Origin of the sequence: Mesobacillus maritimus, from assembly GCF_023715205.1 — a bacterium.
Classification (GTDB): domain Bacteria; phylum Bacillota; class Bacilli; order Bacillales; family Cytobacillaceae; genus Mesobacillus_B; species Mesobacillus_B maritimus_C.
In genome coordinates, this window is sequence record NZ_JAMBNR010000013.1 from 1 (window position 1) to 15008 (window position 15008).

Sequence of the window (15008 nt, forward strand, 5' to 3'; positions counted from 1 at the left end):
TGAAATCACTTGGATACCACCTACATACATTTGATAACAATATTATAAAGTAAAAAGGCAGTTGAAAGTTCATTAGATTGAACTTTCAACTGCCTTTAATAAAAATTAGACTTTTTCAGTGCCCTCGGAATCTCCTTGACGGTTTTTTAGTTATTTAGGAATAATTAACGGACTTGGGTTACTTATAGCTAGTTAGACCTAGTTCTTACACCTTTATGAAACAGCTATTAAGGCACTTGTTCTAATCCATTTGCGGCTTTTTTTCCATAAACTCTTTTATTGGGCTTTTCCAGCTAATTTCGGCATTTGGATACACTTCATGAACTTGGTCTTCGATAAATAGAAAATCTTCGTAAGCAAGTCCTTTTAAATTATGATTGCTTTTAGGCCAAATAAAAATTGAAACCACTTCAAACGCATATTCTGTAGTCCCTAAATACTTTTCTCCTTCGAATACAACGCCTTTATACGTAAGGAAAAAGTTTTTTCGCACATTTTCTTGATCATCTAAAAAATAAAAACGCTTTTGCTCTTGTGCAAGCTCAAGCTTTCTCTTTGGATGAATTAAGTATTTTACGACACTATAGAAAAGGAAGATAATCGCTACGATAAGTAAAAGACGAAAAATCCATAACATGGCAGTTCCTCCACTGTACATTTTCCTTAATTACGAACCAACTACTAGAATAGTTTCATTTAAAAGGAAATTTCTTTATAATTTTTTGGGAGAAGCCCTATTTAGGAAGCAAAATAGGAGTTCACAATTACAAAACCATGCACCATGAAGAGTTCGCGAAACAAAAAAGAGTACAGATTAAAAAACGTGCACCATGAAGGGGAGACGACTAGATGAACTTAGAAAAGCTTTATAAAATGCAAACAGCTCTTGATCAGCATATTGAGGAAAAGCATCAGTTAACATCAGAAGACCTAGTAGACCGGAAAATTCTAGCTTTGCTCGTTGAGATTGGTGAGCTAGCGAATGAAACGAGATGTTTTAAATTTTGGAGTACAAAGCCTGCTTCAGATAAAAGCGTTATTTTAGAAGAATTTGTTGATGGCATTCATTTTATTTTATCTCTAGGCATTGAGAGTGAATTTCAGATTGAAGAAATCAAAGTTTCGCAAGAGAGCAGAGAGAATGGGCGGTCCACTTCAGAACAATTCCTTGAAGTATACAAATCAATCAATGAATTCCGAACAAATCGGACAGAGAAGAATTATTTAACGATGTTTCAAGAATACCTTATTCTCGCTAGGTTGCTTGATTTTAGCGAAAAAGAAATTGAGCAGGCATATATTGAGAAAAATGAAGTAAATTATGAAAGGCAGCAAAAAGGGTATTAATGCATCTTTTGTACAATATTCACTGTTTCTGTATAATAGGAACGAATCTATTTTTATTAAGGGAGTCGAAATAATGGCTAAATTAGATGAAACTTTAACGATGCTTAAAGATTTAACCGATGCAAGAGGTATTCCCGGCAACGAGCGTGAAGTTCGCGAGGTTATGAGCAAATACATAGCACCATATGCAGACGAATTATCTGTAGATGGATTAGGTAGTTTAATTGCCCGTAAAGGCGAAACAGGACCGAAAGTCATGGTTGCAGGTCATCTTGATGAAGTTGGTTTCATGGTCACAAGAATTGACGACAAAGGATTTCTCCGTTTTCAAACAGTAGGTGGCTGGTGGTCCCAAGTCATGCTAGCTCAACGCGTGACGGTTGTGACGAATAAAGGAGATGTCACTGGTGTAATCGGTTCTAAACCTCCTCATGTAATCTCTGCAGAAGCTCGTAAAAAGCCAGTAGACATTAAAGATATGTTCATTGATATCGGTGCTTCAAGTCGCGAGGAAGCAGAAAGTTGGGGCGTAAAGCCAGGTGATATGGTCGTTCCTTATTTTGAATTTACAGTGATGAACAATGAGAAAATGTTGCTCGCTAAAGCATGGGATAACCGAATCGGTTGCGCGATTGCAATTGATGTTATGAAGCATTTAAAAGATGAAAAGCTTGAAAATACCGTATATGGCGTCGGAACGATTCAGGAAGAAGTCGGTTTACGTGGTGCGAAAACATCCGCACAAGCGATACAGCCTGATATCGCATTTGGCGTGGATGTAGGGATTGCTGGCGATACACCAGGCATTACAGAAAAAGAAGCACTTAGCAAGCTAGGAAAAGGACCACAAATTATCATTTATGATGCAAGCATGGTGGCTCATAAAGGCTTGCGCGATTTTGTCACTGGTGTTGCAGATGAATTGAATATTCCGTATCAGTTTGATTCTGTCCCAGGAGGCGGAACAGATTCTGGTGCAATCCATACGACACATCGTGGTGTGCCATCGTTATCAATCACAATCGCAACCCGCTATATTCACTCACATGCAGCGATTTTACACCGTGATGACTACGAAAATGCCGTGAAATTGATTGTCGAAGTCATTAAACGTCTAAATCCAGAGACGGTTAATAAAATTACATTTGAATAATAGGGAAAGGGAGCCTTTCGGGGGCTCCCTTTTTATGTGTAAAATGGTTTACTCTACGGTTTTGATAAATGGCTCTACGAAATGATGTGTTTGCTCTACGTTTTGGGCAATTTACTCTATGAAACTCACCGTTTTTCTCTACAAAAGAAGTAACTTACTTTACAAATGAAATAATTGTAAAATCCAACATGAGAATTCATTTACAAATTGTAACACTATAAAAAAATCCTCCGGCAGAAACCGGAGGAGAAAGGAAAAACCTTATCTTTTTAACCCATTTTCAAGTGTTTCCAACATTTCTTGTTGATCCTGAGGTGATGCATTTTGCCAGATGACTTCAAACAGAACTCCTAGGCCAGGAAGCATTTTTTCCTCACCGTTTTGGATTGCATCGACAATTGTATCTTTAAGTTCATCTTGAGAATTACCAGAGACATTTTGAATAATCGCATTACGCAAATTTAAATTCATGTATAAAATCTCCTTTCAAAACCTTAATCTAAATATAGGATGAACAAATTTCGTTTTATTATGTAAAAAAATTGCGTTATAATTAAAAAATTGATGAAATATGAAGAGGAGTGTTTTTGTGAAGTACATCCACTCTGCAAGTAATCCCCAAGTAAAACAATGGAAAAAATTACTTACCAGAAAAGAGCGAGATAAAACCGGTACTTTTTTAATTGAAGGATTTCACCTTGTTGAAGAGGCATTAAATAATAACGCTGAGATTGAGACAATCATCATCAGTGAAAACGTTGAAATGCCACCGGGCCTTGATTATGGTGCTGTTCCAATGGTCCAAGTAAGCGATGAGATTTCCCGCTCCTTGGCCGATACGGAAACAACTCAAGGGATTTTTGCTGTATGTCAACAAGCTTCAATCTCTAACAAGCAGCTTGAAGCACAAACTTATTTACTGATTGATTCTGTTCAAGACCCAGGCAACCTTGGAACAATGATTCGAACAGCAGATGCTGCAGGCGTTGATGCCGTGATTGTTGGAAAGGGAAGTGTCGATCTTTACAATCCAAAAGTCCTTCGTTCGGCACAAGGGAGTCATTTTCACTTACCAGTTATCAATGGAGACCTACACGAAACAATAAACAGTTTAAAAGATCAAGACGTTCCTGTTTACGGGACGGCATTAGAGAACGCGACTACTTATCATGAAGTACCAACTGGTCAACGGTTTGCTTTACTGGTTGGCAATGAAGGCAATGGTGTTAACCAAGAACTATTAGCTACTACAACGCAAAACTTATATATCCCGATATATGGGAAGAGTGAATCGTTGAATGTTGCTGTCGCAACGGGGGTTCTCCTTTATTACTTAAAAACGCCCAAATAAAGTGTTTTAACTCAAAAGGATTTGCGACGGTGGAAAGAATATACTATAATTAACTGCAAAAATGAATAAAAAGCAATGACGGAGAATAGTAGCATTTCCAAGGCCATTTTAGGGAGAAAATGCCCAAGACTGAAAGCATTTTTATGGTACAGAATTGTGAATTCACCTCCAGAGCTGTCATCGGGACCATTTTCTTTGTTGAAAATGTAAAGATGCACCGGCATATGCCGTTATCCGAATGAAGTGAACAGACCATACATATTTGTATTGCCTGTTAAAAAGGGTGGTACCGCGAAACCAGACTTCGTCCCTTTATCCTAGGGATGGAGTCTTTTTATTTTGTCAAAATTGAAGGAGGATTTAGTAATGCAGGAGCGATTAAAAGAACTGCAGGCTGAAGCACTAGAAAAAGTTGCACAAGCTGCGGATTTAAAAGAATTAAATGACATCCGCGTTTCTTATCTTGGAAAAAAAGGACCGATCACGGAAGTATTAAAAGGAATGGGGAAATTATCTCCTGAAGAAAGACCAAAAATGGGTGCGCTCGCAAACGAAGTTCGAGATATGATTTCTGGTGCTATTGAAGAAAAGCAAATTACCTTAGAAAAAGCGGCAGTGGAAAAGAAGTTGGCTGCAGAAAAAATTGATGTTACTTTACCAGGTCGTCCAGTAAGTGAAGGCAATCATCATCCGTTAACAAGAATCATTGAAGAAATCGAAGATCTATTCATCGGGATGGGGTATACCGTTGCAGAAGGACCTGAAGTGGAGAAAGACTATTACAACTTTGAAGCGCTGAACTTACCAAAAGGACACCCAGCACGTGATATGCAAGACTCTTTCTATATTACCGAGGAAATCTTGCTTCGCACTCATACTTCGCCTGTACAAGCGAGAACAATGGAAGCTCGTAACGGAAAAGGACCTGTGAAAATTATTTGTCCAGGAAAAGTGTATCGCCGTGATAATGACGATGCAACGCACTCTCATCAGTTCACACAAATTGAGGGACTTGTCATTGATGAAAACATTCGTTTAAGTGACTTAAAAGGAACACTTGATGTGTTTGCGAAGAAAATGTTCGGTGCCGACCGCGAAATCCGTCTGCGTCCAAGCTTTTTCCCATTCACAGAGCCATCTGTAGAAATGGATATTTCTTGTAAAATGTGTGGCGGAAAAGGTTGTGGAACATGTAAAGGTACTGGGTGGATTGAAATTCTTGGTGCAGGAATGGTTCATCCAAATGTACTTGAAATGGCTGGTTACGATTCGAAAAAATACACTGGTTTTGCCTTCGGTATGGGACCAGAGCGAATCGCAATGCTGAAATACGGTGTAGACGATATCCGTCATTTCTATACAAATGATATTCGTTTCTTAAAGCAATTTTCGGTGACTGAATAGGGATTAGGAGGAGTAAAAAATGCTTGTATCATATAAATGGCTACAGGAATATGTAGACTTATCAGGCGTTTCAGCTGAAGAGCTTGGTGAGAAAATTACGAAAAGCGGAATTGAAGTTGAAGGCGTTGAAACATTAAACGAAGGATTACGTGGAGTGGTTGTCGGTCATGTCCTTGAGTGTGAAAAACACCCTAACGCTGAAAAATTAAATAAAACGTTAGTAGATATTGGCGCAGAAGAACCTGTACAAATTATCTGTGGTGCTCCAAACGTAGCAAAAGGTCAAAAAGTAGCGGTCGCAACAGTTGGCGCCGTTTTACCTGGTAATTTTAAAATTAAAAAAGCGAAGCTTCGTGGTGAAGTTTCGAACGGAATGATTTGTTCTCTTCAAGAGCTAGGCATTGAAGCAAAGCTTGTGGCAAAAGAGTATTCTGAAGGAATCTTTGTTTTCCCTGAAGACACGGAAGTTGGCCAAGATGCGCTCGCATTACTTGGAAGAGACGACCAGATTCTTGAATTAGGATTAACACCAAACCGTGCTGACTGTTTGAGTATGCTAGGGGTAGGATACGAAGTTGGAGCGATTTTAGGGAAAGATGTGAAATTACCTGAGCCAGCGCCAACCACTGCTTCTGAAAAAGCAGCTGACTACATCAAAGTAAATGTTGAAGCGAAAGAAGATAACCCACTTTATGTGGCAAAAGTGATTAAAAACGTTAAAATCGGGCCATCTCCACTATGGATGCAATCAAGATTAATGGCAGCGGGTATTCGTCCACATAACAATGTCGTCGATATCACGAACTATATCCTGCTTGAATATGGTCAGCCGTTACATGCTTTTGACTATGATTTGCTTGGTTCAAAAGAAATTCTTGTTCGACGTGCGAAGCAAGGGGAAGAGATTACAACTCTTGATGATGCAAAGCGCACACTGTCAGAAGACCATTTAGTGATTACAAATGGAACTGATCCGGTTGCCTTAGCTGGTGTGATGGGTGGAGCGAATTCAGAAGTGAACGCTGATACGACAACCGTTCTACTTGAGTCCGCATATTTTACCGGACCAGTCATCCGCAAATCATCTAAGGATCATGGTTTACGTAGTGAAGCAAGTGCTCGTTATGAAAAAGGTGTAGATCCAGAGCGTGTGCATCCTGCAGCAGAAAGAGCTGCAGAATTGATGGCGAAATATGCTGGCGGAGAAGTGCTTGAAGGTTCTGTTGTCGCCGATACACTTTCAGTCGAGCCAGCGGTTGTTTCTGTAACGTTAGAAAAAATCAACCGTGTCATTGGCGCTGAAGTGAGCATGCAACAAGTAGAGGACATTTTTGCGAAATTGAAGTTTGAATCAACTGTTGATAATGACACAATCACAGTCACAGTACCAACTCGTCGCGGTGATATCACCATCGAAGAAGATTTAATTGAAGAAGTTGCTCGCCTCTACGGCTATGACAATGTGCCAAAGACATTGCCAATCGGGGCTTCAACACCAGGTAAGTTGAGTGAATACCAGCAAAAACGCCGCCTTGTTCGTCGTTTCCTTGAGGGAGCAGGTCTTTATCAAGCTGTTACGTATTCATTAACAAGCAAGGATAAAGCGACGCAATATGCATTAGAAAAGCGTGATCCAGTTGAACTAGCTATGCCAATGAGTGAAGACCGAAGCTTGCTACGTCTAAGCATTGTGCCGCAATTGCTTGAAGTGTTGAAGTACAATCTTGCTCGTCAAACGGACAGCATGGCCGTTTATGAAACGGGAGCTGTGTTCTTGAAGCAGGATGGCGAGGACCTTCCTCTTGAAGAAGAGCATCTTGCAGCGGCAGTTACTGGTCTTTGGGAGAACCACCAATGGCAGGGTGAGAAGAAGCCAGTAGATTTCTATGTGGTAAAAGGAATTTTAGAAGGAATGTTTGCAAAACTTGGTCTTGAGGACAAAATCGCTTTTGCTGCGGCCGAAAAGGACGGTATGCATCCTGGTCGTACTGCAGAAGTAAGTCTAAACGGGGAAGTAATTGGATTTGTTGGGCAAGTTCATCCAACCGTACAAAAAGACTTAGATTTAAAAGAAACATACGTTTTTGAATTGAACCTGAAGGCTGTGTTAGAAGCGGGTACTGAGCCACTTCAATATCAAGCCATTCCAAGATACCCATCGATTACTAGAGACATTGCATTAGTGGTGGATAAAAATAAAACAGCTGCTGAGCTACAAAACATCATTGTTGAAGTTGGTGGAAAGCTGTTAAAAGATGTTTATGTTTTTGACTTATACGAAGGAGAGCGTATGGAAGAAGGCAAAAAGTCCATCGCGTTCTCATTAAAATACTTTGATCCAGAAAAAACATTAACAGACGAAGATATTGCGAAAACCCATGAAAAAGTGTTAAAAGCTGTTGAAGAACAAGCTGGAGCTACTTTAAGAGGGTAAAAAAAGCGGTTGATTCCTCTCATAGAGAGGGAATCAACCGCTTTTTAGTTTGAAATATCCTCCCTACGGCGAATAAAACCGCTTGAACGGCGAATAAAGTTAGGCTGACGGCGAATAAAACTGCTTGAACAGCAAATAAAATGCTGTTATTATCCTCTCTTCGCGAGTTTCATCGCTTTTTCGGTATTGGCAAAGTGGAGTTTCACGAATTCTGGTAAACAATCAGCGCCTTTTCTGTTAATTAATCTTGCTGCAGCTTGGTCAACTTGCGCGCCTGCTCCTTTAGGCAACGTAAAACCTGCTTTTTCACTAAGTTGTTCAAAATGTTTTACAAATGCATAGCGGGCAATCATCGATGCAGCTGCTACAGCTAAATGAACGCTCTCGCCTTTCGTACTAAAATAAACATTCTCGCGGACGATATTTCGCTGCGTTTTTAAATAATTATAGTAAATTTCCTCTTTCGCGAATTGATCAATTAAAATGGCTTCTGGTTTTTCGGGCGCAATTTTATCCAATACATGCTGGATCGCTTGGTTATGTAATAATGCTTTCAGTTTCCCTTGTGACATGCCTGATCCTTGCATTTTGTTGTACTTCGGGTTATGTAGTGTTAATAAGCTGTATGGAACAAATTTGACGAGTTGCTTGGCGATTTCAATAATCTTGTCATCTTTTAAATTTTTTGAATCCTGGACGCCGAGCTCTTTTAAAAGTTCAATATCCTCTTTTTTTACATAAGCGGCAACGACCGTGATTGGGCCAAAAAAGTCACCTGTCCCAACTTCATCTGAACCTATGACCGACATGGATGCAAAATTTGTTGGCAAATGGGAACCAGATGGCCTTTTGTCTGTTTTTGGCTTTGACTGACTTAAGGAAGCATCCCCCCATTTTGCAGCTTCTGTTTCTCCATCTTTTCCTTGAAACAATACTTTTCCCGATTTATAGGCTGTAATGGCACAGCTTGGTGTTTTGGCTGCAAAAACGCCACCTGGAGGGACTTTTTCACTTAAATAACGTTGATAATGATCCATCATTTTTTTAATATCAGCCGAAGTGGCTTTAATCACTGTATTTCCCATATACGAATCCTCCTGTCTAAAAACATATCATATCAAAAATCTTGCCATAAAATGACGGCTTGTTACTTTCCTGCTTTTTTCCTTCATGTTATAGTATAAAATAGGATTCTTACGAAATGGAGGCGTGAATGTTGTCAGATACAAAAAAAACACGTACAACTGTAGACATATATGGGCAGCAATACACGATAGTGGGAACTGAAAGCACTAGTCATGTAAGGTTAGTCGCCTCTATGGTCGATGATAAAATGAGAGAAATCAGCTCAATGAATCCTATCCTTGATATAAATAAATTAGCAGTTTTAACAGCAATTAACGCTGTAAATGATTATCTGAAGATGAAAGATCGTGTGGAACGTCTTGAAGCAGAAATACAACGGTTAAAGGAATGAAACGAACATGCTGGATTTGTTGATCCTGTTTTTATTAGTACTAGGCTTTTTTATCGGTCTAAAAAGGGGCTTTATTCTGCAAACCATTCATATGACTGGTTTTATTATTGCATTTATCGTAGCTTATATTTATTATGATCAGATTGCTCCTAAATTGACTTTGTGGATACCTTATCCGACTTTTGGAGGAGGAGAGCTCGCACTCTTATTTGACAACCCTAATATGGAGGATGCTTATTACCGCGCCATCGCTTTTGTCGCGATTTTTTTTGCGGTAAGAATCCTGTTACAAATAATTGGATCAATGTTTGACTTTGTTGCGAATTTACCAGTTTTAAAGAGTTTAAATGTTTGGGCAGGCGGAATACTTGGTATATTAGAAGTCTATTTATTTGTTTTTATTTTATTATACATTCTTGCTTTAGTCCCGGTTGGAGTTATTCAGGGACCATTTAATGATTCTATCCTTGCCAATGGAATTATAAAGCATACCCCAATCTTTTCTGAACAAATTAAACAATGGTGGTTAGAATCGTAATGAACTTCTCTTCTGTAGAGAAGTTTTTCTTTTGAATTTCATTTGCAAGTGAAATTCTATACAATAATACTGCGGGTTATTTGTAAAAACGTTTTTCGTAAAGTTTGTGTTAAAAGCATAAAGCCGTTTTTAACAAGAGATAACCTTTTCTCTGCGATACTACTTTGTTTTCTTATAACGAATTTGGAATGGAAATCATAGCTAAATCATTCTCTATTTTTATTGAAAAGCAACAATGTTTGAGAAAAGAGCCTTTGGAAAAGCAGAACGTTTAAACAACTGTATTATGAAGGCTGTTTTCGTAAAGTTTGTTGTTAAAATCCTAAAGCCGATTTTAACGCGAAATAAGTTTTTATCTGCGTTATTACTTAGTTTGTAAGCTCTTTTCTCATCTTATAAACGATCTTTGGAATGGAATCATAGATAAATTAATCTTTATTTCCTTTAAAAAGCAACAATCTTTTAGAAAAGAGCCTAAAAGAAACATGAATGATTTTTACATAGAGGCAGGTGCGTAAAGTGTCAGCAAATAAAAAAGATGTAGTAAGTCTTTTAGAAACGATTGCGATTTATATGGAGTTAAAAGGAGAAAATCCGTTTAAGGTTTCTGCTTTTCGAAAAGCGGCCGCCGCATTAGAACTTGATGACCGGAGTTTAACTGAAATCGGAGAGTTAACGGCACTTTCTGGAATTGGGAAAGGGACGGCTGCTGTGATTGAAGAATTCATTCAAGAGGGTACATCTTCTGTGCTAAAAGAATTGCAAGAAGAAGTTCCGAAAGGGCTCATAGCTTTGCTTCAAGTACCAGGTCTTGGTGGGAAAAAAATTGCCAAGCTTCATAAAGAATTAGGGATTGAAGATGCCGATGGGTTAAAGGAAGCTTGTTTGGCAGGGCAAATCCGTGAACTTGCTGGGTTTGGGAAAAAGTCAGAAGAAAAGATTTTGGCCGCATTAGAAAGTGTCGGCACAAGACCAGAGCGGCTTCCATTAGCTTATATGTTGCCGATAGCAGAGAATATTGAAAAGGACCTATCTGAAATGGAAGGGATTGAAAAGTTCTCTAGAGCAGGTAGTTTACGAAGACAGCGAGAAACGATCAAAGATTTAGATTTTATCATTGCGGTTCATGATGCAGCAAAGGTAAAGGAACAGCTAGAGGCTCTGCCTCGTGTGAAAGAAGTGATTGCCGCAGGAGATACAAAAGTGTCGCTTACATTTGATCTAGACTATGATGTAAATGTAGACTTTCGTCTAGTTGAACCGAAAGAATATGCGACAGCCTTACACCATTTCACAGGAAGCAAAGATCATAATGTTCGCATGCGTCAGTTAGCAAAAGAAAGAGGCGAGAAAATTAGTGAATACGGTGTTGAGAATGTAGAAACTGGTGAAGTCCTTACCTTTGACACTGAGGAAGCTTTTTACCACCATTTTGGACTTCCGTTTATTCCTCCAGAATTGCGTGAAGATGGCAGTGAAGTGGATCATTATAATGAAGAATTGAAGTTAATTTCAGTGCCAGCCATTAAAGGTGATTTGCATATGCACTCGGCATGGAGTGATGGGGCTCATTCAATTGAAGAAATGGCAGAGGCATGCCGTGCTCGTGGTTATCGTTATATGGCCATTACCGACCATTCTCAGTATTTAAGAGTAGCAAATGGGCTAACGCCTGAACGTGTTCGCAAACAAATCGAAGAAGTTCGCAAGCTCAATGAAAAATATGATGATTTCACGATTCTGACTGGAATTGAAATGGATATTTTACCAGATGCGCGCTTGGATTTTGATGATGAATTATTAGCTGAATTAGATATCGTGATTGCCTCGATTCATTCTTCGTTTTCTCAGTCGCGTGAAAAAATTATGGAACGATTAAGAACAGCAGTCGAAAACTTTCATGTTGACATCATTGCTCATCCGACTGGGCGGCTGATAGGAAGACGAGATGGATATGATGTAGATATCGATATGCTAATTGAATTAGCAAAACAAACAAATACAGCTTTAGAGCTGAATGCAAATCCACATCGCCTTGATCTTGCATCTGAACATCTTCGGAAAGCACAAGAAGCTGGTGTGAAAATTGTAATCAATACAGACGCTCATAAAATGGACACGCTTGAACATATGGAAATTGGGGTTTCGGCAGCTAGAAAAGGGTGGATTAAGGAAAGTTCGGTCTTAAACGCAATGGACCTTAACGACTTATATGATTTTCTACATCACCGGCATGATTAAGCTGGGCCCTTGTTAAAGGAGGCTATACTAGTGCAACAACGAGTGTTAAAAACACTGGAATTTGATAAAATTCGAGAACAAATACTAGAACATGTTTCTTCTCCTCTTGGGCAAGAAAAAGCACGTAGTCTTGTACCTGCTACAAATTATGAGGAAGTTCTTAATCTACAGGAACAAACAGATGAAGCAACAAAAGTTATTCGCATAAAAGGGAATGTCCCTCTAGGTGGCATATATGATATCCGTCCGCATGTAAAACGAGCTGTTATTGGCGGAATGCTAAGCCCTCAAGAGCTTATTCAAACTGCAAATACGGTTCATGCAAGTAGACAAATGAAGCGATTCATCACCGATCTTCTAGAAGAAACCGAATTGCCTATTTTATCTAGCTTTGCTGAGGGAATTATTGTCTTAGCAGAGGTCGAAGAAAAGGTAAAGCAAGCGATTGATGAGGGGGGCGAAGTTCTTGATAGTGCCAGTGATCTGCTACGTTCACTACGGAATCAATTACGGTCGCGCGAAGCCAGAGTTCGTGAGCGCCTTGAAAGTATGACACGTTCTTCTAACGCCCAAAAGATGTTATCTGATGCAATTATTACGATCCGGAATGACCGCTTTGTTCTTCCGGTTAAACAAGAGTACCGTGGCCATTATGGCGGAATTGTCCATGACCAAAGTTCATCTGGGCAAACATTGTTTATTGAACCACAATCGGTTGTTCAATTGAACAATGAGCTTCAAGAGATCCGGTTAAAAGAACAACAAGAAATTGAACGTATTTTAATTGAACTTTCTGTTATGGTTGGAGACAATCATGATGATTTGTTAACAATTGTAAACATATTGGCTGAGTTGGATTTTATATTTGCGAAGGCTCGTTATGGTCAAAAAATCAAAGCATCCAAACCTAAGGTAAACAATGAAGGGATTATTAAGTTGTATCAAGCTCGTCACCCGCTGATTGCAAAAGAAGAAGTGGTACCGAATACAATCACATTAGGTGAAGACTATACAACCATTGTAATTACTGGACCAAATACGGGTGGTAAAACGGTCACGTTGAAAACACTAGGACTATGCACCCTTATGGCACAGTCAGGTTTACAGATTCCAGCTCTAGATGGTTCAGAAGTGGCAGTGTTTGATTCTGTTTATGCCGATATCGGCGACGAACAATCGATTGAGCAATCTTTAAGTACCTTCTCGTCTCACATGGTTAACATCGTTGATATTCTTAATCGAGTGGATTCCAATAGCTTGGTTTTATTCGATGAACTAGGAGCAGGAACAGATCCGCAAGAAGGGGCAGCCCTAGCAATCTCAATATTGGATGAAGTCTATCAACGTGGTGCAAGGGTGATCGCAACGACTCATTATCCTGAGCTAAAAGCTTATGGATATAATCGCGAAGGAGTCATCAATGCCAGTGTTGAATTTGACGTAGAGACGTTAAGCCCGACTTATAAATTATTGATCGGGGTTCCAGGTCGCAGTAATGCATTTGAAATTTCTAAACGTTTAGGATTGAGTTCGACTGTTATTGAAAAAGCGAGAGGATTCATTAGTGCTGATACGAATCAGGTTGAAACAATGATTGCTTCGCTTGAAGAAAGCAGGCGCCAAGCGGAAAAAGAGGCTGATGAGGCACATGAGCTTTTAAAGTCAGCGGAGATGTTGCATAAAGACCTCCAAAAGCAAATGGTCGCTTATTATGAGCGTAAAGAAGAACTTGAAGAAAAAGCAAAAGAAAAAGCCACCGGAATTATTGAAAAAGCGAAAGCGGAAGCGGAAGAAGTTATTCGCGATTTAAGAAAACTAAGGCTTGAAAAAAGTGCTGAAGTGAAAGAACATGAGTTGATTGATGCTAGAAGGAAATTGGCCGAAGCCACCCCGGAAAAAACGGTGAAAAAAGCTAGTAAGGCAAAAGTTCAAAAACACCAGTTCCAGCCAGGTGATGAAGTGAAAGTAATCACTTTTGGCCAAAAAGGTCACTTAATAAAACAAGCATCTGACAAAGAGTGGGAAGTCCAAATTGGAATCCTTAAGATGAAAGTAAAAGAAAGTGATATGGAGTATATCGATACACCAAAGCCAAAAGATGTAAAACCAGTAGCCATGGTGAAGGGAAGAGATTCACACGTTTCTTTAGAACTTGATTTGCGGGGCGAGCGATATGAAGCAGCGATGTTGAGGGTTGAAAAATACCTTGATGATGCGCTCCTTGCTGGTTATCCTAGGGTATCCATTATCCATGGAAAAGGAACGGGTGCATTAATGCGTGGTGTTCAGGAGTATTTAAAGAATCACCGTTCCGTGAAAAAAATCCGCTTTGGTGAGGCTGGCGAAGGTGGGACCGGGGTCACCATCGTCGAATTTAAATGATAGGCGGGGAAACCAATGGAGCAATTTTGGGAGAATGATTTTGTCACAACGGCAGGTTATTATAGTGTGGTGATTCTTTGTACCATTGTCTTTCTAGCTGTTTTTGAGTTGGTCACAAAATATCGGAATTGGGAAGAAATCAAAAAAGGAAATCTGTCGGTGGCAATGGCCACTGGTGGGAAGATTTTTGGTGTTGCAAACATCTTTCGTCATTCTATTGCACAACATGACAGCTTACTAAGCATGGTTAGTTGGGGTGTTTTTGGCTTTATCCTTTTATTAATTGGTTATTTTATCTTTGAGTTTATGACGCCGAAATTTAATATTGATAAGGAAATACAACAAGACAACAGAGCTGTAGGCCTCATTTCACTGATTATCTCAGTAGGCTTAAGCTATGTGATCGGAGCAGGGATATAAGGGGCGAGGATTTTGGAGACGTTAGCAAAAGTGTTAATGGTGCTATCTGGACTATTTATTTTAATCGGGGCTATTTACCTAATGTTTTTTGTATAATACTTTTTTGAAAATAAAGTTATACTGGTATTTTTTTACAAGACTAGCAATAGGCTAGTCTTGTTTTTTTGGTCAAGCAATCAAAGGGAATTCCTATTATAATGATTGTCAACAATTACTCTGCATATTATAATGAAAAATAAATATGTAAATATTCTGAATTAT

13 protein-coding genes and 1 other annotated feature are annotated in these 15008 nt (G+C 39.2%); of the genes, 10 read left to right on the forward strand and 3 right to left on the reverse strand.

The features are described from left to right. Positions 1-241: 241 nt before the first annotated feature. Positions 242-637 carry a sigma-w pathway protein ysdB gene (locus tag M3182_RS17790; RefSeq protein WP_251559315.1) on the reverse strand — a complete coding sequence of 132 codons (396 nt, stop codon included), beginning with the start codon at positions 635-637 and terminating at the stop codon, positions 242-244. A gap of 212 nt (positions 638-849) precedes the next feature. Between M3182_RS17790 and M3182_RS17795 the strand changes: the two genes are divergently transcribed. Further along, a complete protein-coding gene (locus tag M3182_RS17795; protein ID WP_251431079.1) occupies positions 850-1347 on the forward strand; it encodes a dUTP diphosphatase in 498 nt (165 codons plus the stop codon). A 73-nt stretch (positions 1348-1420) separates the two neighbouring features. After that, positions 1421-2500, forward strand: a complete 1080-nt coding sequence (locus tag M3182_RS17800) for a M42 family metallopeptidase (RefSeq protein ID WP_251559317.1) — start codon at positions 1421-1423, stop codon at positions 2498-2500. 261 nt (positions 2501-2761) lie between these two features. Here the strand turns inward: M3182_RS17800 and sspI are convergent, their stop codons facing one another. Then, complete coding sequence (sspI, locus tag M3182_RS17805; protein ID WP_251559319.1) at positions 2762-2971, reverse strand: small acid-soluble spore protein SspI; 210 nt, start codon at positions 2969-2971, stop codon at positions 2762-2764. Between the two features lie 118 nt (positions 2972-3089). Here sspI and M3182_RS17810 point away from each other — a divergent pair, with 118 nt between their 5' ends. The 3 genes from M3182_RS17810 to pheT all read left to right on the forward strand — a co-directional run bounded on the left by M3182_RS17810 (position 3090) and on the right by pheT (position 7689). Next, entirely contained in the window at positions 3090-3851 is a 762-nt protein-coding gene (locus M3182_RS17810; protein WP_251559321.1) for a TrmH family RNA methyltransferase, read from the forward strand. A 66-nt stretch (positions 3852-3917) separates the two neighbouring features. After that, positions 3918-4166: a binding site (T-box leader), on the forward strand. Between the two features lie 51 nt (positions 4167-4217). Next, positions 4218-5255: a phenylalanine--tRNA ligase subunit alpha gene (gene pheS / locus M3182_RS17815; RefSeq protein ID WP_251431093.1), complete on the forward strand. Its 1038-nt coding sequence runs from the start codon at positions 4218-4220 to the stop codon at positions 5253-5255. 19 nt (positions 5256-5274) lie between these two features. Beyond that, positions 5275-7689, forward strand: a complete 2415-nt coding sequence (gene pheT / locus M3182_RS17820; RefSeq protein WP_251431097.1) for a phenylalanine--tRNA ligase subunit beta — start codon at positions 5275-5277, stop codon at positions 7687-7689. A gap of 149 nt (positions 7690-7838) precedes the next feature. Here pheT and rnhC read toward each other — a convergent pair whose 3' ends face one another. Beyond that, a complete protein-coding gene (rnhC, locus tag M3182_RS17825; RefSeq protein WP_251559323.1) occupies positions 7839-8774 on the reverse strand; it encodes a ribonuclease HIII in 936 nt (311 codons plus the stop codon). A 131-nt stretch (positions 8775-8905) separates the two neighbouring features. Here rnhC and zapA point away from each other — a divergent pair, with 131 nt between their 5' ends. The 5 genes from zapA (at position 8906) to M3182_RS17850 (ending at position 14747) form a co-directional block, all read left to right on the forward strand. Then, the gene (gene zapA / locus M3182_RS17830) at positions 8906-9166 is read left to right on the forward strand and encodes a cell division protein ZapA (protein ID WP_251431523.1); all 261 of its coding nucleotides are present in this window, start codon (positions 8906-8908) and stop codon (positions 9164-9166) included. A 7-nt stretch (positions 9167-9173) separates the two neighbouring features. Further along, positions 9174-9704 (forward strand): CvpA family protein, encoded by a 531-nt coding sequence (locus M3182_RS17835; RefSeq protein WP_251559325.1) that lies wholly within the window; start codon positions 9174-9176, stop codon positions 9702-9704. A gap of 519 nt (positions 9705-10223) precedes the next feature. Then, the gene (gene polX / locus M3182_RS17840; RefSeq protein WP_251559326.1) at positions 10224-11945 is read left to right on the forward strand and encodes a DNA polymerase/3'-5' exonuclease PolX; all 1722 of its coding nucleotides are present in this window, start codon (positions 10224-10226) and stop codon (positions 11943-11945) included. 30 nt (positions 11946-11975) lie between these two features. Further along, entirely contained in the window at positions 11976-14327 is a 2352-nt protein-coding gene (locus tag M3182_RS17845; protein ID WP_251431110.1) for an endonuclease MutS2, read from the forward strand. A 15-nt stretch (positions 14328-14342) separates the two neighbouring features. Next, positions 14343-14747 (forward strand): DUF350 domain-containing protein, encoded by a 405-nt coding sequence (locus M3182_RS17850; RefSeq protein ID WP_251431113.1) that lies wholly within the window; start codon positions 14343-14345, stop codon positions 14745-14747. Positions 14748-15008 lie beyond the last annotated feature (261 nt).

Bases quoted from the DNA above. Each gene is read 5' to 3' on its own strand.
- M3182_RS17790 (WP_251559315.1), bottom strand. From the start codon at position 637: ATGTTATGGATTTTTCGTCTTTTACTTATCGTAGCGATTATCTTCCTT.
- M3182_RS17795 (WP_251431079.1), top strand. From the start codon at position 850: ATGAACTTAGAAAAGCTTTATAAAATGCAAACAGCTCTTGATCAGCAT.
- M3182_RS17800 (WP_251559317.1), top strand. From the start codon at position 1,421: ATGGCTAAATTAGATGAAACTTTAACGATGCTTAAAGATTTAACCGAT.
- sspI (WP_251559319.1), bottom strand. From the start codon at position 2,971: ATGAATTTAAATTTGCGTAATGCGATTATTCAAAATGTCTCTGGTAAT.
- pheS (WP_251431093.1), top strand. From the start codon at position 4,218: ATGCAGGAGCGATTAAAAGAACTGCAGGCTGAAGCACTAGAAAAAGTT.
- pheT (WP_251431097.1), top strand. From the start codon at position 5,275: ATGCTTGTATCATATAAATGGCTACAGGAATATGTAGACTTATCAGGC.
- rnhC (WP_251559323.1), bottom strand. From the start codon at position 8,774: ATGGGAAATACAGTGATTAAAGCCACTTCGGCTGATATTAAAAAAATG.
- M3182_RS17835 (WP_251559325.1), top strand. From the start codon at position 9,174: ATGCTGGATTTGTTGATCCTGTTTTTATTAGTACTAGGCTTTTTTATC.
- M3182_RS17850 (WP_251431113.1), top strand. From the start codon at position 14,343: ATGGAGCAATTTTGGGAGAATGATTTTGTCACAACGGCAGGTTATTAT.